Source organism: Paracoccus sp. SJTW-4, assembly GCF_047716885.1.
Lineage (GTDB): Bacteria > Pseudomonadota > Alphaproteobacteria > Rhodobacterales > Rhodobacteraceae > Paracoccus > Paracoccus solventivorans.
This window is the reverse complement of the sequence record NZ_CP136681.1, coordinates 246979-267491: the sequence shown is the minus strand read 5'-3', so window position 1 is coordinate 267491 and position 20513 is coordinate 246979. Positions and strand designations below refer to the sequence as shown.

The following is a 20513-nucleotide window of genomic DNA, read 5'->3' as shown; positions in this document are numbered from 1 at the left end:
GATGGGCCGAATACCTACTGGAATAAGAAAGAAGGCTGGGTGCCTCTACGCCCCAACTGGAGAATTAAATCGCCGAACGGATCAGGGGCTGCCCTCGGAGGCGATCCCGGCGGGAGCCATCCTCCGCGGCGCGCCGCCAATGCTCGCGGTCGATGCCAAGCGCCTCCAGCGCGCCCGCGACCGCCTTGCAATAGGCGTTGGCTGGCCCCCGTGCGGGATCGGACTGCCCCTGTCGGGCAAAGCGGACGTGATGCCCAGCGCCGGCGGCGTCGAACAGGTCCGCCACGACAGCCGCCACCGTGCGTGCAAACGCCGCCCTGCCCCGGCTGGTGTCGTTCTCCGCGCACCAGTCATCTACATCCGCCACCAGCCTACGGCAGTCCACCGCCAGCGCCGCGGCGGCGGCAGCGACAGCGGAGCGCTCCGCTGGATCGACGCTGGGGGTGCCCAGAAGCCGTTCCGGCGTCAGCCGGTCGGGATCGGGCAAGAGCAACGGCTGGCCGGTCAGAGCAGGGTCCGGCGGCAGGCAGGATAATTTGTGAGCAGCATCCTGCGCTGCCGCGGCGTCGGCCGGCGACCGGCTGAACGCCTCAAGGGCTTCCGCAATGCGCAGGTGGGCAACGCGCCAACGCTTCACCTTTCCCTCCCGTTGAGCACCGTCGATAGCACGCAGCCGCGGCAGGTTCCGGGACAGCAGCCAGCGCTCGACCGCCTCGTGTCCGCGGCCGCCTGCGCGGCGCTGTTCTCGCCCGTCGGTGTCGCGATAGCGCACCCAGTCCGCTGTGGGAAACATCCTCTCGGCAAGCGCTTCTCCGAGCAGGTTGCGGCCGTTCGCTGGTTCGCCCAGTTTGACCGCTGCCAGTGTGGACACGAGGCGATCCCACACCGTTCGATCATACGGCTGCGCTGCGAAGGGATCACCACCGATGGGTTTCATGGGCCGCCCTCGCGAGGGCTTTGGGCGATTGGCCGTCATTGGCTCCGCCCCCGTAGCGGCACAACCGTGCCGGCCGGAGGGTCGCCGGTCAGCAGATCGGCCCACGCGGCCATCATCGCGCGCCGGCGCTCCAGCATGTCGCTGCGGCGATAGGCGCGCTCAACCTCGCTGCCCACGGTGTGCGCGAGGGCGATCTCCGCCATGTCGCGCTCATAGCCGTGCTCGGCCGCCCAATCGCGGAAGGTCGAGCGCAGCCCGTGCGGCACCGCCGGGCGGCCGGATCGCGCGTCGAGATAGCCCTGCCCGCCGGCGGCGATGGCGGCAGCGTGAACGCGCCGCATGGTCGCCGAGAGCGCCATGTCGGACAGCGCACCGCCGCCGGGTGCGGGAAAGACGAATTGCTCCCTGCCCGCTGGGAGCCCGCGGGCAGCGTCGAGGATCGCCACCGCCGGGGCCGTAAGCGGCACCCGGTGGTCGCGGCCCGCCTTCATCCGTTCGGCCGGAACGGTCCAGATGCGCGCCTCAAGGTCGATCTCTGACCAGAGCGCGCCGCGCACCTCGCCCGAGCGGGCGCCGGTGAGCGCGGCAAAGCGCAACGCCAGCGAGGCTGCGCCGGGGCGCTGGGCCACCTCGGCAAACCACGGGGGCGCGTCCGAGAGCGCCAGCGCCGGGTGGTTGCCGCTGCGAGCGACCCTGCCGGGCTTTGGGAGCAACTCGGACAGGTTGCCCTTCCACCGCGCCGGATTCTCGCCGGTGCGGTGGCCCGCGACGGTCGCCCACGACAGCACCGCCTCGATACGTCCCCGCAGGCGCGAGGCGGTCTCGGTCTTGGCCAGCCAGATCGGCTCCAACACCCGCAGCACGTCGGCGACGGCAATCTGGGAGACCGGCAGGACGCCGAGCACCGGCCCAGCGTAGCTGTCGAGGGTGCTGCGCCACTGCGCCTTGTGCTTCTCGTTGCGGAACTCGTCCAGCTTCGACGCGAGGTAACGCTCAACGGCTTGAGCGAAGGTCAGCGTCTCGCGCCGCCGCCGGCGCTCCTCGATCGGGTCGAGACCCTCGCGGGCGGAGCGGGCGTTTGCCAGTGCCGCCTCGCGCGCCATCGCCAGCGACACCACCGGCGGCGCGCCGAGGCCGATCTCCCGCCGCCGTCCGCCAATGGTCAGGCGCTGCACCCAGCGCTTCGAGCCAGTCGGCTCGACGCGGAGTAGCAGACCGAGACCACCGCCATCGTGGTACTTGCCCGGTTTTGAAACGGTGCGGACGAAAGCCGCCGTGAGTGGGCGGCCGCCGCCGGGGGCGGCGCGGGCTACCCTCCTGCCGCGAGCGGGCGCCAGTGGGTCGACTGTGGCACTCTATCCCCCTCAATATGGTGGAAGTCGAAAGAGGCCACAAGAACTAAGAGGAAGAAAAATACGTGCAACCCGTTGTTGTATCGTAAATTTACCGGAAGCTGTGGGGTCGCTCTGGAGGACAAGTTGGCGGCCACCCTCTCCGCCACCTTGGTATAAAACCGGGAACGCCGATTCCCGCCGATTTCCCTCCCTTAGTGGCTATCAGCGTCCTCAACAGCGTGTTTTTGTTGCCATTGATGTAGATCGCATCATCCGCGACCTCGACATGCTGGGCGAAAGCCCGGACGTGATCCCGCCGATAGCCGCCCTTTCCGAGCCGAAGCCCGATGCGCGCGCGCCAGTTCCGCACAGCCGCGCCTGTGAGGCCTTTAGGGGCCGAGTTTTTCAGCATGGCCTCGGTCCTTAGCGTCGGCCCGTGCCTGATCCCGTATCCCCGCGCAGGGGGACGAGTGGGCCTCGATCTGAACGATGTATTGAGGGGTGTTTCGACCCACGCCCCGCAGGGGGCGACCTTGCCGCCGAACGCCGTGCGCTGGAGGTAGAGGTTTCGACCCACGCCCCCGCGCGGGGGGCGACGCCCCGTCCATAGGGGCGAGTTCGTGTTCGATCAGGTTTCGACCCACGCTCCCGATACAAGGACGATTATCCGGCGGGTTTCGACCCACGCCCCCGCGCAGGGGGCGACGACCTGCGCTTCAACCCCGCCGACCAGCCGGTTGTCGTTTCGAACCACGCCCCCGCGCAGGGGGCGACCGGCCAGGACGAGGAGGTGATCGAGGTGTGGGCCGTGTTTCGACCCACGCCCCGCGCAGGGGGCGACGCGGTGATCACCAGCATGTGGTTGAGCGATTCGGTGTTTCGACCCACGCCCCCGCGCAGGGGGCGGCCAGGGCTGCTTCCTCGAGGACCTGTCGGTGGTCGCGTTTCGACCCACGCCCCCGCGCAGGGGGCGACGTGCCAGACCCCCTCGATCACGTAGTCATCCGGGTTTCGACCCACGCCCCCGCGCAGGGGGCGACGGCCATGCAGATCATCGTCTGATCGTTTAATAGCTGTTTCGACCCACGCCCCCGCGCAGGGGGCGACCATCGGCGCGGTGGCCGCCGTGGTCAGCATCGGCAAGTTTCGACCCACGCCCCCGCGCAGGGGGCGACCGGCAGCCTCCGCGTCCTTGGCGATTTGCGCCTTGTTTCGACCCACGCCCCCGCGCGGGGGGCGACGGCGCTGCGCTGTGGCTCTGGGGCGGTTATAGTGTTTCGACCCACGCCCCCGCGCGGGGGGCGACAGGCGCAGATCGTGACCTCGATCCGGTCCGCCTGGTTTCGACCCACGCCCCCGCGCGGGGGGCGACCTCGATCTCGCGGCCCTCAGCGAGATACGCGTCCATGTTTCGACCCACGCCCCCGCGCGGGGGGCGACCGAGACGCCGCTGATAGACCGGCGCGGCGCTGGTGTTTCGACCCACGCCCCCGCGCGGGGGGCGACCCGGGGTTTAGGCTTCCCCGGATGTTAAGGGCGCCTGTTTCGACCCACGCCCCCGCGCGGGGGGCGACGATCTCGCGGCCCTCAGCGAGATACGCGTCCATGTTTCGACCCACGCCCCCGCGCGGGGGGCGACGGTCCTCGAGAAAGCAGCCCTGCCGGACCCGCAGGTTTCGACCCACGCCCCCGCGCGGGGGGCGACTGGAGTTCTTGAAAAAAGCTAGGCGACCGTCATTGGTTTCGACCCACGCCCCCGCGCGGGGGGCGACAGCGCGTCTTTCTGGCCGACCTGGAGGCGTGGCTGTTTCGACCCACGCCCCCGCGCGGGGGGCGACAAGATAGCTGTCATGTCGGATACGGTCTTCAGGTGTTTCGACCCACGCCCCCGCGCGGGGGGCGACCACCCGTCGCGCCCTCGTATTCGCACAGCGCGTTGGTTTCGACCCACGCCCCCGCGCGGGGGGCGACGCCCGGACCGATTATGGGGGCGGTTTGGGTGTATGTTTCGACCCACGCCCCCGCGCGGGGGGCGACGGTTCGGGCAGCGCGCGGATGGCTTGAACGGGATTGTTTCGACCCACGCCCCCGCGCGGGGGGCGACCTCATATCCGAGAGACCTTACGAGACCCGCGGCCCGTTTCGACCCACGCCCCCGCGCGGGGGGCGACTCGCAGCATTGGCGGCGGCGCTGGAACTACCCGACGTTTCGACCCACGCCCCCGCGCGGGGGGCGACCACCACCCTGACCTATGAGGTCAACAAGGTCGAGTTTCGACCCACGCCCCCGCGCGGGGGGCGACGGCCTCTGTGCGCTCGCCCTCCCAAGGTCCGACGTTTCGACCCACGCCCCCGCGCGGGGGGCGACTCCCTGCCGGACCCCAGTAGACCTAAGATATTCGCGTTTCGACCCACGCCCCCGCGCGGGGGGCGACCCGTCCGAAGAGTTCTCACGCTGGGACGAGATGGTTTCGACCCACGCCCCCGCGCGGGGGGCGACCGGGGCTATCCAGTCCAACCTGATAGAACATTTCATGTTTCGACCCACGCCCCCGCGCGGGGGGCGACACCACAGAAGCCGCAAAGACCGCAGAGCTGCTCAAGTTTCGACCCACGCCCCCGCGCGGGGGGCGACGTGCCAAAAACAATTTGGCAGTTGCCTATTGACAGTTTCGACCCACGCCCCCGCGCGGGGGGCGACCCTATCCTGTCCATATCGCCCCCTTGCCAGATGAGTTTCGACCCACGCCCCCGCGCGGGGGGCGACGCTCGGGCGACAGCACCTCGTGGATCTCGCGCAAGTTTCGACCCACGCCCCCGCGCGGGGGGCGACGTGTTCGGATCACGCAGTCTGGTTCGACAGCAGAGTTTCGACCCACGCCCCCGCGCGGGGGGCGACTTCAGCGACCCGTCGCGCCGCATGGTTTCTTGGTTGTTTCGACCCACGCCCCCGCGCGGGGGGCGACCGCGGGCCTTCCTCTCCCTGCAGATACCCGTACATGTTTCGACCCACGCCCCCGCGCGGGGGGCGACGGCCCAACGGAGCCGAGCTTGAGGCCGCATAGCGGTTTCGACCCACGCCCCCGCGCGGGGGGCGACCGCGCGCTTGGCGTTCGGGCTGTCCCAGAGCATGGAGTTTCGACCCACGCCCCCGCGCGGGGGGCGACAGGGCGCGGGCACCACGCCCTCGTGCGCCACCAGGTTTCGACCCACGCCCCCGCGCGGGGGGCGACGGACAATCTCGATGCTGCCGCCGACGGCAAAAACGTTTCGATCCACGCCCCCGCGCAGGGGGCGACGCGCCGACACAACCCGCTTCCGAGCCTCGGTTTGTTTCGATCCACGCCCCCGCGCAGGGGGCGACAAGGCAGCGCATCATCGAGGGCGTCAACAGTCTTGTTTCGACCCACGCCCCCGCGCAGGGGGCGACCAGCCCCGCAGGCTTGGCCCAGGTCCCGGACGCGGTGTTTCGACCCACGCCCCCGCGCAGGGGGCGACTCCGGAGGGCTATGACCCGGTCACCGGTGCTGAGTTTCGACCCACGCCCCCGCGCAGGGGGCGACTGGTGTATGATGCTCTTTGGCCTAAAAGTGCTTGGGTTTCGACCCACGCCCCCGCGCAGGGGGCGACTGACCGACCATCATCTGATGGATGCCCCATGGGAGTTTCGACCCACGCCCCCGCGCAGGGGGCGACGGTCATTCCTCGCCGGGCTGCCGCCGCAGGTGGCGCAGTTTCGACCCACGCCCCCGCGCAGGGGGCGACCGTCACCCCTTTAAGTTTGGCGTTGCTCACGGCGGCGGAGTTTCGACCCACGCCCCCGCGCAGGGGGCGACGTAGCCCGGTTTCCCGCTGCCCGAGCAGCGGCACGATGTTTCGACCCACGCCCCCGCGCAGGGGGCGACGACCGATCACGATCCGGGAGCTGCCCGCGCTGGCGTTTCGACCCACGCCCCCGCGCAGGGGGCGACGTGGCCGATATGGGCGTGGTTTTTGTGCTGGCGGGTTTCGACCCACGCCCCCGCGCAGGGGGCGACCCAGCGCACCGATGTCGGCATACCCGCGCGGCAAGTTTCGACCCACGCCCCCGCGCAGGGGGCGACGCTCGAGGTCGCAGGACCAGACATCATGCCCCAGCGCGGTTTCGACCCACGCCCCCGCGCAGGGGGCGACGCGACCTGGTGATGATTGACCGATCCAAGAGCGACCTGTTTCGACCCACGCCCCCGCGCAGGGGGCGACATGATCGCCCGGCCGCGGCTGAGCGTGCTGTCGAAGTTTCGACCCACGCCCCCGCGCAGGGGGCGACAACGCCGGCTCGCCCCGCCAGCCGCGGCGCCAGACGTTTCGACCCACGCCCCCGCGCAGGGGGCGACGAATGTTCATCGGATCGGCCATAGCCTTCTCGGTGTTTCGACCCACGCCCCCGCGCAGGGGGCGACGATGGCGGCGCAGCCCGGTCATGGGCAGGCCGGTGTTTCGACCCACGCCCCCGCGCAGGGGGCGACCGCAGTGAGTTGCGAGACGGCCCACCCATGTAAACGGTTTCGACCCACGCCCCCGCGCAGGGGGCGACGACATGATCCGCGAGGACCCATCGCTCGGCATCAAGTTTCGACCCACGCCCCCGCGCAGGGGGCGACCGTTACCTACGACGGTGTTGTAGCTCCCGTAGAGGTTTCGACCCACGCCCCCGCGCAGGGGGCGACGGTTGCGGTGCGCCCCGCCCGCGACAAAGATGCCGTTTCGACCCACGCCCCCGCGCAGGGGGCGACATGATGCTGGTTATGTATTTCCGGGTTTCGGCCGGTTTCGACCCACGCCCCCGCGCAGGGGGCGACGGCATCATGCTCTCCGTTTTGCTTGGGTTGCCTGGTTTCGACCCACGCCCCCGCGCAGGGGGCGACTTCTGCCGGCCTCCTGGCCTTACCTGATAGCTGTGTTTCGACCCACGCCCCCGCGCAGGGGGCGACATACCCCTCTATACCGCGCTGTTTTTCCTCCGCAATCGCGGCCCGTGCTGCGGAGCAAGCGAGATCCTCCACGCCGGGCAGCCACCCCCTGCAGGGGCGTCGGAATATGTACAACGATTTCAAACAGCAGACCCTGGTGCGAAGCTTGCCGGGGATGGCGGCACGCTTGGGGTTCGCAGGCGGGCGGGGCTAGAGGATCAGCGGGGCGTTCAGGTCGGTGGCGGGCTTGGCGCCGACATGCTCGACCCGGCGGGACCAGTTCGCGCCCAGGTAGTAATAACGCAGGCTGTCCAGCTCGGGGCGGATGATGCCTTCCAGCCGCGCCTTCAGCCGGGTCCATTGCGCCGGGTCGACCTCGATCTCGAACACCGAGAACTGCACCCGCTGGCCGTAATCCTCGCAGGCGCGGGCCACCTGGCGCAAGCGCTTTCGGCCGGCCGCGTCCATGGTGTTCACGTCATAGGTGACCAGCACCAGCATCTCAGCTCCAGAACCAGGGGGGATAGGCGTCGAGATCGCCGCGCAGGTGGCGGGCCAGCATCTGCGCCTGCAGATAGGGGACCAGCCCGAAGGGAGCCTTTTCCTGCAGGAACGGGTGCAGCCGCTCTTCCTTCTTGCGCTCTTGCCACGCGGTCAGCACGGTGCGGCGGGCGTCGTCGGACAGCAGCACCGCGCCGCCGTCCATGCGGCGGAAATCGCCGGCGCGCAGCTGGCGGCGGTTGACCAGCGACAGCGCCAGCCGGTCGGCCAGCGGCGCGCGCAGCTCTTCCATCAGGTCCAGCGCCAGGCTGGGGCGGCCGGGGCGATCGCGGTGCAGGAACCCCACCGCCGGGTCCAGCCCCACCGCCTCGCAGGCCGAGCGGCAGTCATGGGTCAGCAGCGTATAGAGAAAGGACAGCAGCGCATTCATCGGGTCGAGCGGCGGCCGGCGCGAGCGGCCGGTCCAGCGCAGCTCGGCATCGGGCGAGCGGATCAGATGGTCGAAGGCGCCGAAATACAGCACCGCCGCCTCGCCTTCCGAGCCGCGCAGCAGATCGACGCTGTCGTCGGCCAGCTGCACCCGGCGCAGGATCGCGGCCATGCGGTCGCTGGCCCGCTCCAGCGCCTCGCGCGCCGGGGGTGCCATCTCGCTGCCGTAATCGCGCAGGCCGCGGCGCAGCACCGCGCGCTGGTTGGCGATCTTGCCCAGCACCAGCGAGCGCACCACATCCACCGCCGCGTCGGCGACGCGGTATTGCGCCCGCCGCAGCAGGACATTGCCCGACACCGGCCCCTCGACCCGGGCCTGGAAGCGGCCGGCGCTTTCCAGCAGCACCACCGAGATCCCGCGCCCGGCACAGGCGCCGATCAGCGCCGGCGACAGCAGGATCGGACCGAAGGCGACGACCGAGGCGAGCATGTGCATCGGCACCCGCGCCTTTTCGACGCCCTCGACCTCGGCCACCAGATTCTCGCCGTCCTTCTTCAGGGCGGTGCCCTCGGTGGTGACATAGACGGTGTTGAGCAGTTTCTTCATTCCAGCGCCCTTGCCAGCATCCGGTCGCGCCATTGCCGGACCGGGCGCGCAACCGCCTGCGGCCGGCACAGATCGAGCAGCGAGCAGGCGCGGCAGCGGGATTTATGCGGGGTCGGCGGCGGAGTGACGCCGCTGTCCAGAACCTGCGCCAGATCGGCGGCGGTGGCCTCGGTCAGGGCGCGCAGATCGGCGTCGAAGGGCACGATGACGCGGCGTCTGGTCTGGGCATAGAACAGCGCCCCCTGCGGCACCGGGCGGCCGGTCATCTCCTCCAGGCACAGCGCCTGCGCACACAGCTGCACCTCGTCGGCACGGTGCAGCTTGGGCTTGCCGCGCTTGTATTCGACGGGAAAGGCGGTCTCTCCGTCCGGGCCGGGGATGAACTCGACCAGATCGGCGGTGCCGGCCAGGTTCAGCCGGCGGCAGGCGAGCGGCAGCACCAGCACCCGCCGCACCCCGCGCGCCTTGCGGCTGCCGCCCTTGTCGGCCACCGCATGCAGCACGTCGCCCTCGGCGGTGAAGCGGTTCTCGGCCCAGAGCCGCTCGAGGTGGATCAGCGCCGCCTGCCGCAGGCAATAGACCGCATGTTGCAGCGCCGACAGGGGGATGGGGTCGTTCAACTCAGTCACCACTCCGCCCTTCGAAAAACTTGTGGCTCGCCCATCGGGCAGAACCACAAGCTGAGCACAAAAAAAGCCACAAACTGAGTTTCTATCCACGCCCCTGCGAGAGGGGCGACACCAGATATTACCGATGCGAGGGCCACAGCCGCAACCGCGCTCGTGGAAGATGCGAAACGCCCCCGCGATTCCGCGGGGGCGTGCGCCTGGTCAGGGACGCAGTGCCTGCCCTGCGCAGTGGGACCTGTCAGGTCAGATCCACGGTGGGTGCTGACGGCGCAAGCTGCTGGACAGCCGCGATTGCGTTCAGCGCCGACTGCTTGGTGGTGAGCATCTCGGAGTGACAGAGTATTTCGCCATTGCGCGCCTTGAGGCGCCACCAATAGCCGGCAGCGCTGTTTCGGATTTCGAACATGATCAAGTCTCCTTGGCGGGCAAGATGCCCGGTTGCGATTGGAGACCGGCAGGGCTACGCTGAACATCTGACGCGCGTTAACCAAGCCAGCCTTGGGCGTGTTGAACCGGGCGCACGTGACTGCGTCCGGTTCTTTCATTGTTACCCAAGTCTAACTTCTGGTCAACTACCACAGCTGCCACATAAACATCCCCATACTGAGAACCACCTTTATTCACCGTGCCTCAGATGAGGATCTTCACTTCAACCCCTTCGGGCAGCCCCGCTTCGTCCACGCGCACGATGTAATCCGAGAACTTCCGCGCGGGGGGCAGGTTGTCCGAGCGGCGGTCGCCGATCTCGCGGAACTCGCCCTGGTCGTTGCGGCCGATCTGCACCCGATCGAACAGACGGTGCGCGGGGGCGTTGCCAAGCGCGCTGTCGTGGCGGAAGACGATCAGCTGCTGGGTGTTCATCTCCATCCGGGCGGCCGAGCGGTCGTGCTCGAACATGTTGCACAGCGCCTCGAACAGCAGGTCGAGGTCCTCTTGCGAAAACCCGGTGCCCTTGGTCGCGTCCCCCGCCAGGCTGGCCGAGACGAAGCCGTGACAGCGATAAAGCCCGTAGGGCACGATATACTTGCGCCCCATCGTGCGTTCCTTGGCGGCGTCCTTTTCGTTGGTGACCGAGGAGCGGGTGATCGTCACCTCCTGCGGCAGGATCGGCTCGACCGATTCCGAGAACGACAGCTGCACCGGGCCGCGCACCTGGCCGGCATTGACCTCGGTGGTCATCACGGCGCCGAAGCTGCGGATGTCGTAGAAATTGTCGCACATCCAGCGGGTGATGTTGCGCCCTTCTTCTTCCTTGGGCAGCTTCTTGGCGTCGGGCTTGACGCCAAGCGCGGCATAGGCCTCGGCGTGGGTCTGGTTCAGGATCGCCTTTTCGCGCATGTAGATGCGGTTCGGCGGCGCGCCGGCGTGTTTCAGCTCGACATAGTTGCGGATCTTGCGCTTGAGCGCGACGTCGGTGACCAGCCCCTTCTGGGTGTCGTTGTCGATCCGCGGCATGTTGCCGTTGTCGGGGTCGCCGTTGGGATTGCCGTTCCTGATGTCGAAGAGAAAGACGAAATCGTAGCGGTTGGTGATCGGCGTCATCTGGCCTTTACTCCTCGGTGTCGTTTTCTGCGGGGCCGGGCTCTTCGCCGGGGGTCCCGGTGTCGCGCCTGGCGTAGCGTTCCTGGTAATAGCCGACCAGGAACAGCCCCTGTTCCTCGGTCGAGTGCTGCAGGGGGGCAGCGTCGGAAAGACTGGCCCAAAGCTGGCCGATGTCGCGGCCCAGCCCGGCGGCAACGCGCCTGGCGTGGTCGGCGTCCTTGATCCAGTCGGCGTCGGAATGGCCGTTGCGCAACCGTTTCAGGTGGTGGTTCTCGGCATTCATCAGCAGGTTCGGGAACACCCGCCCCGGGGTGGCGGCGGCGGCGGCCAGGAACTTGTCCTTGACCGTCGCATTGATGCCGTCGCCCAGCGCGGCCAGCTGCGCCCGTTCGATCAGCGCGAACAGGCGGCCAAGGCGGCGGGCGGGGTTGGGGTCGTCGGGATCGGCACGCATCAGGTAATCCTTGTTGTCAGAGCCATCGGCGTTCTTGGGCAGGCGGCCGTCCAGCCGCATGTCGCGCAGGATCAGCCCCTTGATCAGCGAGATACGGATGCGGTCCAGCACGTGGTCGCTGCGCACCCGCAGCACCAGCAGGCCAAGCAGAGCGCGGGGAAAGCGGGCGCCGCTGATGATCGCCCGCAAGAGCTCGCCCGACAGCAGCGGCGACACCCGGTCGCCGTCGTATTTCAGCTGGCCGTTGCGGATCTCGGCCGGGGCGGTGCGCAGCGTCGCGGCCCGGATCGAGAACACCGGCCGCGCCGGCGCCGGCTCCATCGCGACGTCGCGCAGGTAATCGGCATAGTGCTGCGCCAGCGTGCCGAAATCCCCTTCCCAGTAGAAGCGCACCGACAGCCGCGCCGCATTGGGGGAAAGCCCCAGCAGGAAGATGCGCACCCCTTGGGCCAGCCGCGGCGCGATCTCGCGCAGGGGCTTGCCGTCGCGCAGGGCCAGAAGATTGTTCTCGATCTGGCTCTCGACGAGGGTTTCGGCGTCGCCGGCCTTGCTGCGGGCACCCAGCATCTTGCCGGCCCACAGCTCGGCAAGCCCGGCCAGATCTTCCTCCGAACAGTCCGCCCAGAACACCGTCGAGGCGTCGCCGATCTGGATGCGGTGGCCGCTGTCCCTGTCCAGGTAGCGGTTCAGCACCGTGGCATAGGCAAAGGCCGCGGCCTCGGACACCGGGGCGTTGTCGCCCTGTTCGTGGCCGTAGGAGGTGAAGGCGTCGAGGTTGAACGAGACCAGGCTCGCCCCCGAGGATTGCGCCCCCCACACCCCCTTGACCGAGGGGTGCAGCCGCGCGACCGGGGCGGCGTCGCCGGTGACCAGGCAGGTCTGCGGGTCCGAGGCGCCCGCGGCCCCGATCCGGCGCCACAGCGCCCGGGCGGCGGGGCGGTCGTGCAGGAAACCCTCGCGATAGCCGTCCGCCAGCGCAAAGACGATGTTCTGGTCGCGGATTTCCTCGGGCCACAGCGGCGGGGTGAAGGTGTCGGGCAGCCAGCGCTCGAGGAACCGCGCCAGCGCCAGCAGGCCGCGGTCGTCGCTGTCCGCAAGCCATTCGGCGTGGCGGGCGCGGAAGGCAGCGTGAACATCGCCTACCCGCTTAGCATCCTCTCCGGCTATACCGAGAACATATGACGATTTATCCCACAGGAAGTTCGGCGCAATATTAGAAGCCCGCTTGACCGCCTGCGGCACCAGCAGCATCCGCGGGCTGCGCTTCTTGTCGTCGCCGCGCAGGTCCTCGACCGCGGCGACCGAGCCGTCGTCGTTCAGCACCACGCAGAACCCGATCTTTTCCGCGGAAAACCCAAAGGGCGGCGCGTCGGGCAGGCGGTCATAGGCCCGCACCAGCGAAGCGAGCATGCTCATCCCTTCACCTCCGGGCTGCCGGGCTGCGGCACCTCCATCACCCCGTCGACCAGCCCGGCACGAAAGAACAGCGAGGGGCGGCCGGGGCGGTCATGGTCGATGTCCCACAGCATGAAGCCCAGGTCGCGCGGGGTCCCGAAGCCATGTTCGGCGGTCAGCGTCGCGGGGTTGCGCGGGGGCGGCGGCGCGCCTTGGGGCAGCAGCTCGAAATCGGCGGCAAACTCGCGCGTGCCCAGGCAGGGCTGGTGGAAGCACTGCCCGCGCCCGGCGCGGCGGTTGAAGATGTCCAGGTGCTTGCCCTCGGTATCGTCGGGGCCGGCCTGCGGGGTCAGCCGGAAATGCGCCTCGATCACATAGCGGGGCGCGACCAGCACGGTCGAGGCGCGCTGCTGGCGGTCCTCGTCGACCAGCAGCTGCAACCCCTCGAGATCGCCGCGCTTCATCGCCTGCTTCACCTTGCCGGCCGGGGCGCGGTGGCCGACCTCGTTGCGGCGGATCGACTGGAAGCGGATCGGTTCCAGCACATGGATGCGGTCGATCACCCAGCGGATCGCCGGCTTCCAGTGGATCGCCTCGAGGATGCCGCGCGCGGCCGAGGGCGTCATCACGTCATAGGACACCCGCTCGACCTTGAGTTCCGGCCGGGTGAACAGCCCATGCTGCCCCCGGACCAGCAAGCGTATACCGTAAGCCATCGTATTCCCTCGTATTTACGAGAGACTATCGCCCCCGCCCCCCGAGACAAGCATCATTTCGCCGCAGGGCTGACGAAGGGTGAACGATGCCAGTCAGGCACCCTCTCGATGGAAACATATTCAGGGTTTCGACCCGCGCCGCAGCACAGGGGGCGACCTCGCCCGAGTACACGCCGTTCAGCAGGTTGCTCTTGTTTCGACCCATGCCCCGCGCAGGGGGGACGTCGTGCCGCCGATCAACTCGAACTCGATCTGGCGTTTCGACCCACGCCGCCGCACAGCGGGCGACATCTATATCGGAAAGTCACGGGCAGCCGCCGGGCAAGCGCAAGACACTCCGGCGCCTGTCCAGGGCAACGGTCCTGTCGGCGAATATTCGGAACAGCACCCGATTGCCGCCTCACAACAGCCAGGATTCCTCGCCCAGATACTCCGCATGCTCCCACCACAGCCCGGTCTCCGGGTGGTAAAGCGAGTGGTTGTCCAGCACGCAGAACTGGTCGCCGCGCAGCTGGGGGTGGTGGAAACTGGCGTGGCCGTTGCGGATCAGCAGCTCGCGGGCGCGGGCCGGGATCTGCACGGCATAGGGCTGCAGCGCCCGCGCCAGCTGGGCCGGTGGGATCGTCTCGACCCCCAGCGCGTCGACCGATTTCTGCGCCGCCGCGTCGCCGCGGATGATGATCGGAACCATGGCGGTCTCGATCATCCGGTATTCCGCGGCCGTGGTGCGAAAGGGGAAGTTGGTGGCTTTCCCGTCCGAAACCATCGACTCGGCCATCTTTCGGCCCAGATGCTCGGGGCCGGTATTCCAGTACATGTCCTCGAACCAGTCGCGGATCGCGGCCGGGGCCAGCAGGTCGCCGCCCTTGGCCGCGTGCCTGGCGGCGACGTTGCGCATGGTGCTGGCCGCCTTTTCGACCTCGCGCGGGACCGGGCGGCCGGGGGCGGAAAACACCGTCAGGGTACTGTCCTCGACCGGCCAGATGCCTTCGCGGTTGACGCGGCCGGCGGCCTGTACGCAGCTATCCAGCCCGGCCTCGGCCCGCCAGCCGCGGGGGAAGGACAGGTCCACCCCGGCCTCGATCAGGCTGGTGGCGATCAGCCGGCAGGGGGCGCCGGATTTCAGCCGCTCGCGGATCTCGGCGATGATGGCGCGGCGGTGCGCGGGATACTGGCGGGTGGTCAGGTGGATCAGCCCGTCCAGCCCCTCGGCGCGGGCGGCGTTGAACAGCTCCAGCGCGTGGGCGCGGCTGTTGACGATCACCATCCCCTGCGGCGTCTCGCGCAGCGCCGCGACCAGCGCGGGATCGTCCATCTCGCCGCCCTGCACGATGCGGGCGCGGCGCAGGCGGCGGGCCAGCGCCTCGGGGTCGGGGGCCAGTTCGCGCCCTTCCAGCAGCAGGCCCTGTTTCAGCTGCCGGCTGTCGAAGGCCGGCTGCGTCGCCGTGCACAGCACCACCGAGCAGCGGTAATGCGCGCAGAGCGCCTCGAGCATCCGCAGCGTCGGCAGCAGCAGCTTGCGCGGCAGGCATTGCGCCTCGTCCAGGATGATGACTGAGCCGGCAATGTTGTGCAGCTTGCGGCAGCGCGAGGGGCGGGCGGCGAACAGGCTTTCGAGCAGCTGCACATTGGTGGTAACCACCAGCGGCGCCGCCCAGTCCTCCATCGCCAGCCGCAGCTTTTCCTTGCCCTCGGGCGCGGGCTTCTCGTCGTCGATGGCAGAGTGATGTTCCAGCACCCCGTCGCCCAGCAGCTCGCGGAAGATCCCGGCGGCCTGCTCCGTCACGGAAGTGTATGGAATCGCATAGATAATTCTCCGTTTCCCGTGCTGCGCGGCGTGGTCCAGCGCAAAGCCCAGCGAGGCCAGGGTCTTGCCGCCTCCGGTCGGCACGGTCAGGGTGAACAGGCCGGGCGGCAGCGTGGCGCCCCCGCGCACATGCGACAGGATATCGGCGCGCAGGCGGTTGAGGTCGCTGTTCGGGGCAAAGCCCGCCATATGGGCGTCGAAGCGGCGGCGCCAGTCGGGCAGCAGCTGGGCCAGCGTCGGCCAGTCGCGGTCGGGGATGCGGCCGTTCAGCTGCGCGTAATACGCCTCGGTATCGCGGTAATCGGCGTCGACCACGCAGGAAAACAGCATCCGCGTGGCCAGCGACAGATCAAAGCCCAGCGACTCGCCGCGCACCCGCGCCACCAGCTCGTGGGCGGCGGGGGTAAGATCGGGGGTCTCGGCCGCGGTGATCGCGGGGTCGATCGGGTCGCGGAAGGCGGCCAGCCGCCGCTCCATGCTGCTGTCGGCGCCGGTGCGGTCGGGCAGCCCGGCGTGGTGGCCCAGGATCGGGTAACATAATACCTCACTCACCAGCCGCATCGCGCCCGAGGCACGGGCGTGCAGCAGCGCGGCCCCGGCGGTGGAGTGGTCGACCCGGACGTTGCCGCCGTTCAGCACCCGGTCGAAGGCGGGGTCGTATTTGCCGAAATCATGGTAGCGCCCGATCAGGGACGCCGCGGCCGCCAGCCCCAGAGGCTCGGCCCGTTCCGCCGCCAGCCGGGCGGTATTGTCCAGATGGTCGGGCAGCAGCTGCCAGTCGCTGCGGTCGGGCTGCTTGCCGGAATGGGCATAGAATGTCATGGCGGCGCGATCCTTCCGCTGCATGTTGCAATGGTGGCATCACAGCCGCCATTTGCCTGAAATGCAACGAAAAACCCCGCCGGGAACCGGCGGGGTCGTCTGCGATGGGCGATTGCTCAGAACGGGATCTCGTCGTCGAAATCCGGGCCGCCGCGGCTGCCGCCGGCGCTGCCGCCCTGCCCGCCGCCGGCGCCGCCACCTTGGCCGCCGCCATAACCGCCGTCGTCATAACCGCCGCGCGAGCCGCCGCCATAGCTGCCGCCACCAGCACCGCCGCCGCCGCCGCGGCTGTCGAGCATGTGCAGCTCGCTGCGGAAGGGGCGCAGCGCCACCTCGGTCGAATAGCGGTCGGCGCCGGACTGGTCCTGCCATTTGCGGGTTTCCAGCTGGCCCTCGACATAGACCTTGGAGCCCTTTTTCAGATATTGTTCGGCCACCCGCACCAGCGGCTCGGAATGGATCACCACCGTGTGCCACTCGGTCCGCTCGCGGCGTTCGCCGGTGTTGCGGTCCTTCCAGGTTTCCGAGGTGGCGATGCGCAGGTTGGCGATCTTGCCGCCGTTCTGGAAGGTGCGGATTTCCGGGTCCTGGCCCAGATTGCCGACCAGGATGACCTTGTTGACGCTGCCTGCCATATACGTTTCCCCGCGGGTTGAGTTCGGCCCCTTTACTAGCCCGGGCGGCGCCGCGGCGGCAAGCCGTCAGCGCGACCCCGCTAGCACCGCGGCGATGGCCTCGGGCGCCACATCGTCGGCGACAAAGGCACGGCCGATGCCACGGGCCAGGATCAGCCGCAGCCGCCCGTCCACCACCTTCTTGTCCTGCCCCATCAGCGCCACCAGCCCGGCATCGTCGGGAAGCCCGCCGGGAATGTCGGCCAGCCGCGCCGGCATCTCCATCGCCGCCAGATGCGCGGCCACGCGCGAGGGGTCTTCCTGCGCGCAGAGCCCCAGCCGCGCCGACAGGTCGAAGGCCAGCGCACAGCCGATCCCCACCCCTTCGCCATGCAGCAGCCGCGCGGAATAATGGGTCGCGGATTCCAGCGCGTGTCCGAAGGTATGGCCGAGGTTCAGCAGCGCGCGGTCGCCCTGTTCGGTTTCGTCGCGGGCCACGATATCGGCCTTCATCCCCACGGAATGGGCGACCGCGTGCAGCAGCGCGTCCGGGTCGCTGCGCAGGGTGGGGCCATGGGTTTCCAGCCATTCGAAGAAGCCGGCGTCCCCCAGCAGCCCGTATTTCATCACCTCGCCATAGCCCGCGCGGAAATCACGCTCGGGCAGGGTCGCCAGCGCGTCGGTGTCAGCCAGCACCAGGCTGGGCTGGTGAAAGGCCCCGATCAGGTTCTTGCCCTGCGGCGAGTTGATGCCGGTCTTGCCCCCGACCGAACTGTCCACCTGCGCCAGCAGCGTGGTCGGGATCTGCACGAAGCGCACGCCGCGGCGCAGGATGGCGGCGGCGAAACCGGCCAGATCGCCGATCACCCCGCCCCCCAGCGCGATCACGATGTCGCGACGCTCGATCCGCTCGGCGATCAGCCATTCGACGGCGCGGCCCAGCTGCTCCCAGGATTTGGTGGCCTCGCCCGCGGGCAGCGCCAGCGCGGTGACGGCGATGCCCTCGGCTGCCAGCGCCGCCTGCAGCGCGGGCAGGTGCAGGGCGGCGACGGTCTCATCCGTCAGCACGGCGACCCGCGGACGGGCCAGCAGCGGCGCGATCTCGGCCCCGGCGCGGGCGATGAGGCCGGGGCCGATGCGGACCTGATAGGAACGGTCGCCCAGGGCGACGGGGACGATGCGGGTCATCATAGCTCCTGCGCAGGGGAAATGGCGGGTGCGGCCTGCTGGGCGCGCACGGCCTCGAGCACGCGGCTGGCGGTAGTCTCGATCGAATCGCCCTCGCGCACGGGGATGGTGACCTCGGCCAGCGCATAGGTCGGGCCGCGCTCGGCCAAGAGCCGGGTCAGCGTGCCCAGCGGGTCCTGGGTCTGCAGCAGCGGCCGGGTCGGCTTGTGGCGCACCCGGTGCCACAGCAGCGCCAGCGGGCAATCGAGCCAGACCGAGACCCCCGCCCCCGCCACCAGCGCCCGGTTTTCCGGCCGCATCCAGGCGCCGCCGCCGGTCGAAACCACCGCCGGCGGGCCGCGCAGCACCCGGCCCAGCACCTCGGTTTCGCGGGCGCGAAAGAAATCCTCGCCGTCGCGGGCGAAGATCTCGGGGATGGTGGCGGCGGCGGCGCAAGTGATCTCGGCGTCGGTGTCCAGATGCGGCACGCCCAGCCGGCGGGCGAGTTCCGCCCCGACCGCGGATTTCCCCGCCCCCATCATCCCGACCAGCACGATGCTGCGCTTCATCCGTCCGCCCCTTTTGCCCGATCCGGCCCGCATCCCCCGTGAATGGCGCCAGTTTCGCGGAATTGCCATAGGGCGCGCGCGATCACGATGCGCGGGCAGCGGCTTTCGCCGCGCGGCCTTACCGGCTATTCCAAGGGAAAACCCCCGCCCGGCCCATTGTCGGGAATGCACCGGGGAACCGAGAGGATCGAGGGACCGATGCGGCTGTTGCGAGTCATTGTCTTTCTGCTGGTGGCGGCGCTGCTCGCCCTGACCGGCTATGCCTATTTCGGCGACATGAGCGCCGATCCCCGCCCGACCCGGGTGCCGGTGCGGCTGGATCTGGGGACCGCCCCGCCCGCGCCCCCTGCCCCGGCAGCACCGGTCGAGGCGCCTCTGGACCCCGCGGCCGAGGCGGATGCGCCGGGCGATCCCGATGCGCTGGACTGAGCGCCGGTCCCCCCGCCGCGCCGCACGACTGGCGCTGCCGGCGGCGATGTGCATGGCGCTGGCCGCGCTGCCCGCCGCGGCACAGGTGGCGACCGGCGGCGCGCCGATCTCGGCCAACGACTGGCTGAAGACCGGCAAGCCGCCGCTGCCCCCCGCCACCGCCTGGCGGCCGGGCGACGCGATCCCGCCCGATGCGCAGATCCTGCGCGCGCCCGAGATGCCGCCCGCCCAGGCGCTGCCCGCGACCGGCCTGCCGCCGGCGGTGGGCGTCACCCGGCTGGCCGAGGGCAACCCCGACGGCAAGGGCGCGATCCCGGCGCAATCCGCGCGGCTGCCGCGCGACCTCTGGGGCCCTGCCCCCGCGGGCGAGATCGCACAGGCCATCGCCCAAGCGCAGCCGCGGCTGTCGGCCGGACGCTGGCTGTTGCAGCGGATGCTGACCGCGCAGCTCGACCCGCCCGCCGGCACCGCGCAGGGTGACGAGGGCCGGCTGTTTCTGGCCCGGGTCGACCGGCTGATCGCGCTGGGGCGGCTGGACGACGCCGAATCGCTGCTGCACGCGGCGGGGTGGAAGGACCGCGCCCGCTTCCAGCGCCGCTTCGACATCGCGCTTCTGCGCGACGAGGCCGAAGAGGTCTGCCACGCCATCGCCGAGACCCCGGGCCTTGCCCCCGATCTGGCGGCGCGGATCTATTGCCTGGCCCGCGCCGGCGACTGGTCGGCGGCGGCGCTGACCCTGCACGGCGCGCAGGCGGGCGGGCTGCTGGAACCGCAGACAGCGGCGCTGCTGGAACGCTTCCTCGACGACGGCTCGGCCGATCTCTCCGCCGACCTGCCGCCGCCGGTGCAGGTCTCGCCGCTGGAGTTCCGGCTGTTCGAGGCGATCGGGCAGCCGCTGGCCACCGGCGACCTGGATCCGGGCTTCGCCTGGTCCGACCTGACCGGCAACGCCGGCTGGAAGGCGCGGATCGAGGCGGCCGAGCGGCTGTCGCGCGCCGGCGCCATCGACCCGGCACTGCTGGCGGCGACCTATCTGGAACAGGCGCCGGCGGCCTCGGGCGGGGTCTGGGACCGGGCGGCGGCGTTCCAGCGGCTGGACACGGCGCTGGCCGCGGGCGATTCGGCCGCCGTGTCGGCGGCGCTGCCCGAGGCGACGGCGCTGTTTGCCCGCGCCGGGCTGGCGATGCCGCTGGCGCGGCTGGTGGGGCCGCAGCTCGACGGGCTGGCGCTGGCGCCCTCGGCCGCCGAAACCGCCGCGCATCTGCGGCTGCTGACCGGGCTGCCCGGCGTGGACCGCGACGCCCTGCCCCCCGAGGACCGCGCCCTGATCGCGCTGGCCGCGGGCGAGCCGGCAGAGTTCCCCGAGGACAGCCCCGGCGCCGCCTATGCCGCGGCGCTGACCGCCACGCCGCAGGACGCCGCCCCCCCCGAGGGCCGCGGGCTGGCGCTGCTGTCCGCCATCGCCGATGTCGACGCCGGGCTTGACGGCGACACCGGCCGCGCCAGCGCCGGGCTGCGCCGGATGGTGGAACTCGGCCAGCCCGCCGACGCCCGCATGGCCGCGGTCGAACTGCTGCTGGGCGAGCACATGGGCCTGCGGCGATGACCC

At 70.1% G+C, this 20513-nt stretch carries 15 protein-coding genes and 1 CRISPR repeat array; of the genes, 2 read left to right on the top strand and 13 right to left on the bottom strand.

The window, feature by feature from the left end; translation table 11 throughout:
- Window positions 1-64 precede the first annotated feature (64 nt).
- The 13 genes from RSP45_RS01290 to RSP45_RS01230 all read right to left on the bottom strand — a co-directional run bounded on the left by RSP45_RS01290 (window position 65) and on the right by RSP45_RS01230 (window position 18475).
- Complete coding sequence (locus tag RSP45_RS01290) at window positions 65-937, bottom strand: hypothetical protein (protein WP_415392942.1); 873 nt, start codon at window positions 935-937, stop codon at window positions 65-67.
- A 35-nt stretch (window positions 938-972) separates the two neighbouring features.
- The gene (locus RSP45_RS01285; protein ID WP_415393969.1) at window positions 973-2274 is read right to left on the bottom strand and encodes a tyrosine-type recombinase/integrase; all 1302 of its coding nucleotides are present in this window, start codon (window positions 2272-2274) and stop codon (window positions 973-975) included.
- Window positions 2275-3146: 872 nt separating this feature from the next.
- A CRISPR array of direct repeats spans window positions 3147-7244; the repeat unit is 32 nt; unit sequence GTTTCGACCCACGCCCCCGCGCGGGGGGCGAC.
- A 189-nt stretch (window positions 7245-7433) separates the two neighbouring features.
- A complete protein-coding gene (cas2, locus tag RSP45_RS01280; protein WP_415392941.1) occupies window positions 7434-7724 on the bottom strand; it encodes a CRISPR-associated endonuclease Cas2 in 291 nt (96 codons plus the stop codon).
- A gap of 1 nt (window position 7725) precedes the next feature.
- Window positions 7726-8760 (bottom strand): type I-C CRISPR-associated endonuclease Cas1c, encoded by a 1035-nt coding sequence (gene cas1c / locus RSP45_RS01275; protein WP_415392940.1) that lies wholly within the window; start codon window positions 8758-8760, stop codon window positions 7726-7728.
- Window positions 8757-9389 carry a CRISPR-associated protein Cas4 gene (gene cas4 / locus RSP45_RS01270; protein ID WP_415392939.1) on the bottom strand — a complete coding sequence of 211 codons (633 nt, stop codon included), beginning with the start codon at window positions 9387-9389 and terminating at the stop codon, window positions 8757-8759. Before cas4 ends, cas1c begins: the two co-directional genes overlap by 4 nt.
- Window positions 9390-9627: 238 nt before the next feature.
- Entirely contained in the window at window positions 9628-9795 is a 168-nt protein-coding gene (locus tag RSP45_RS01265; RefSeq protein ID WP_415392938.1) for a YegP family protein, read from the bottom strand.
- 224 nt (window positions 9796-10019) lie between these two features.
- Entirely contained in the window at window positions 10020-10931 is a 912-nt protein-coding gene (gene cas7c, locus RSP45_RS01260) for a type I-C CRISPR-associated protein Cas7/Csd2 (RefSeq protein WP_415392937.1), read from the bottom strand.
- Between the two features lie 7 nt (window positions 10932-10938).
- A complete protein-coding gene (gene cas8c / locus RSP45_RS01255; protein WP_415392936.1) occupies window positions 10939-12801 on the bottom strand; it encodes a type I-C CRISPR-associated protein Cas8c/Csd1 in 1863 nt (620 codons plus the stop codon).
- A complete protein-coding gene (gene cas5c, locus RSP45_RS01250; protein ID WP_415392935.1) occupies window positions 12798-13496 on the bottom strand; it encodes a type I-C CRISPR-associated protein Cas5c in 699 nt (232 codons plus the stop codon). Before cas5c ends, cas8c begins: the two co-directional genes overlap by 4 nt.
- 400 nt (window positions 13497-13896) lie before the next feature.
- Entirely contained in the window at window positions 13897-16125 is a 2229-nt protein-coding gene (locus RSP45_RS01245; RefSeq protein ID WP_415392934.1) for a CRISPR-associated endonuclease Cas3'', read from the bottom strand.
- Window positions 16126-16241: 116 nt separating this feature from the next.
- Entirely contained in the window at window positions 16242-16760 is a 519-nt protein-coding gene (ssb, locus tag RSP45_RS01240) for a single-stranded DNA-binding protein (protein ID WP_415392933.1), read from the bottom strand.
- 66 nt (window positions 16761-16826) lie between these two features.
- Window positions 16827-17927 carry a 3-dehydroquinate synthase gene (gene aroB, locus RSP45_RS01235; RefSeq protein ID WP_415392932.1) on the bottom strand — a complete coding sequence of 367 codons (1101 nt, stop codon included), beginning with the start codon at window positions 17925-17927 and terminating at the stop codon, window positions 16827-16829.
- Entirely contained in the window at window positions 17927-18475 is a 549-nt protein-coding gene (locus tag RSP45_RS01230; RefSeq protein WP_415392931.1) for a shikimate kinase, read from the bottom strand. The genes aroB and RSP45_RS01230 overlap by 1 nt, the downstream gene beginning before the upstream one ends.
- A 198-nt stretch (window positions 18476-18673) precedes the next feature.
- Here RSP45_RS01230 and RSP45_RS01225 point away from each other — a divergent pair, with 198 nt between their 5' ends.
- Complete coding sequence (locus RSP45_RS01225) at window positions 18674-18904, top strand: hypothetical protein (protein ID WP_415392930.1); 231 nt, start codon at window positions 18674-18676, stop codon at window positions 18902-18904.
- Window positions 18891-20510, top strand: a complete 1620-nt coding sequence (locus tag RSP45_RS01220; RefSeq protein WP_415392929.1) for a hypothetical protein — start codon at window positions 18891-18893, stop codon at window positions 20508-20510. The genes RSP45_RS01225 and RSP45_RS01220 overlap by 14 nt, the downstream gene beginning before the upstream one ends.
- Window positions 20511-20513: the final 3 nt, after the last annotated feature.

Coding starts and splice junctions, on each gene's coding strand:
- cas2 (WP_415392941.1), bottom strand. CDS start 7,724: ATGCTGGTGCTGGTCACCTATGACGTGAACACCATGGACGCGGCCGGC.
- RSP45_RS01290 (WP_415392942.1), bottom strand. CDS start 937: ATGAAACCCATCGGTGGTGATCCCTTCGCAGCGCAGCCGTATGATCGA.
- RSP45_RS01225 (WP_415392930.1), top strand. CDS start 18,674: ATGCGGCTGTTGCGAGTCATTGTCTTTCTGCTGGTGGCGGCGCTGCTC.
- cas8c (WP_415392936.1), bottom strand. CDS start 12,801: ATGAGCATGCTCGCTTCGCTGGTGCGGGCCTATGACCGCCTGCCCGAC.
- ssb (WP_415392933.1), bottom strand. CDS start 16,760: ATGGCAGGCAGCGTCAACAAGGTCATCCTGGTCGGCAATCTGGGCCAG.
- RSP45_RS01265 (WP_415392938.1), bottom strand. CDS start 9,795: ATGTTCGAAATCCGAAACAGCGCTGCCGGCTATTGGTGGCGCCTCAAG.
- cas7c (WP_415392937.1), bottom strand. CDS start 10,931: ATGACGCCGATCACCAACCGCTACGATTTCGTCTTTCTCTTCGACATC.
- RSP45_RS01230 (WP_415392931.1), bottom strand. CDS start 18,475: ATGAAGCGCAGCATCGTGCTGGTCGGGATGATGGGGGCGGGGAAATCC.
- aroB (WP_415392932.1), bottom strand. CDS start 17,927: ATGACCCGCATCGTCCCCGTCGCCCTGGGCGACCGTTCCTATCAGGTC.
- cas5c (WP_415392935.1), bottom strand. CDS start 13,496: ATGGCTTACGGTATACGCTTGCTGGTCCGGGGGCAGCATGGGCTGTTC.
- RSP45_RS01245 (WP_415392934.1), bottom strand. CDS start 16,125: ATGACATTCTATGCCCATTCCGGCAAGCAGCCCGACCGCAGCGACTGG.
- RSP45_RS01220 (WP_415392929.1), top strand. CDS start 18,891: ATGCGCTGGACTGAGCGCCGGTCCCCCCGCCGCGCCGCACGACTGGCG.
- cas1c (WP_415392940.1), bottom strand. CDS start 8,760: ATGAAGAAACTGCTCAACACCGTCTATGTCACCACCGAGGGCACCGCC.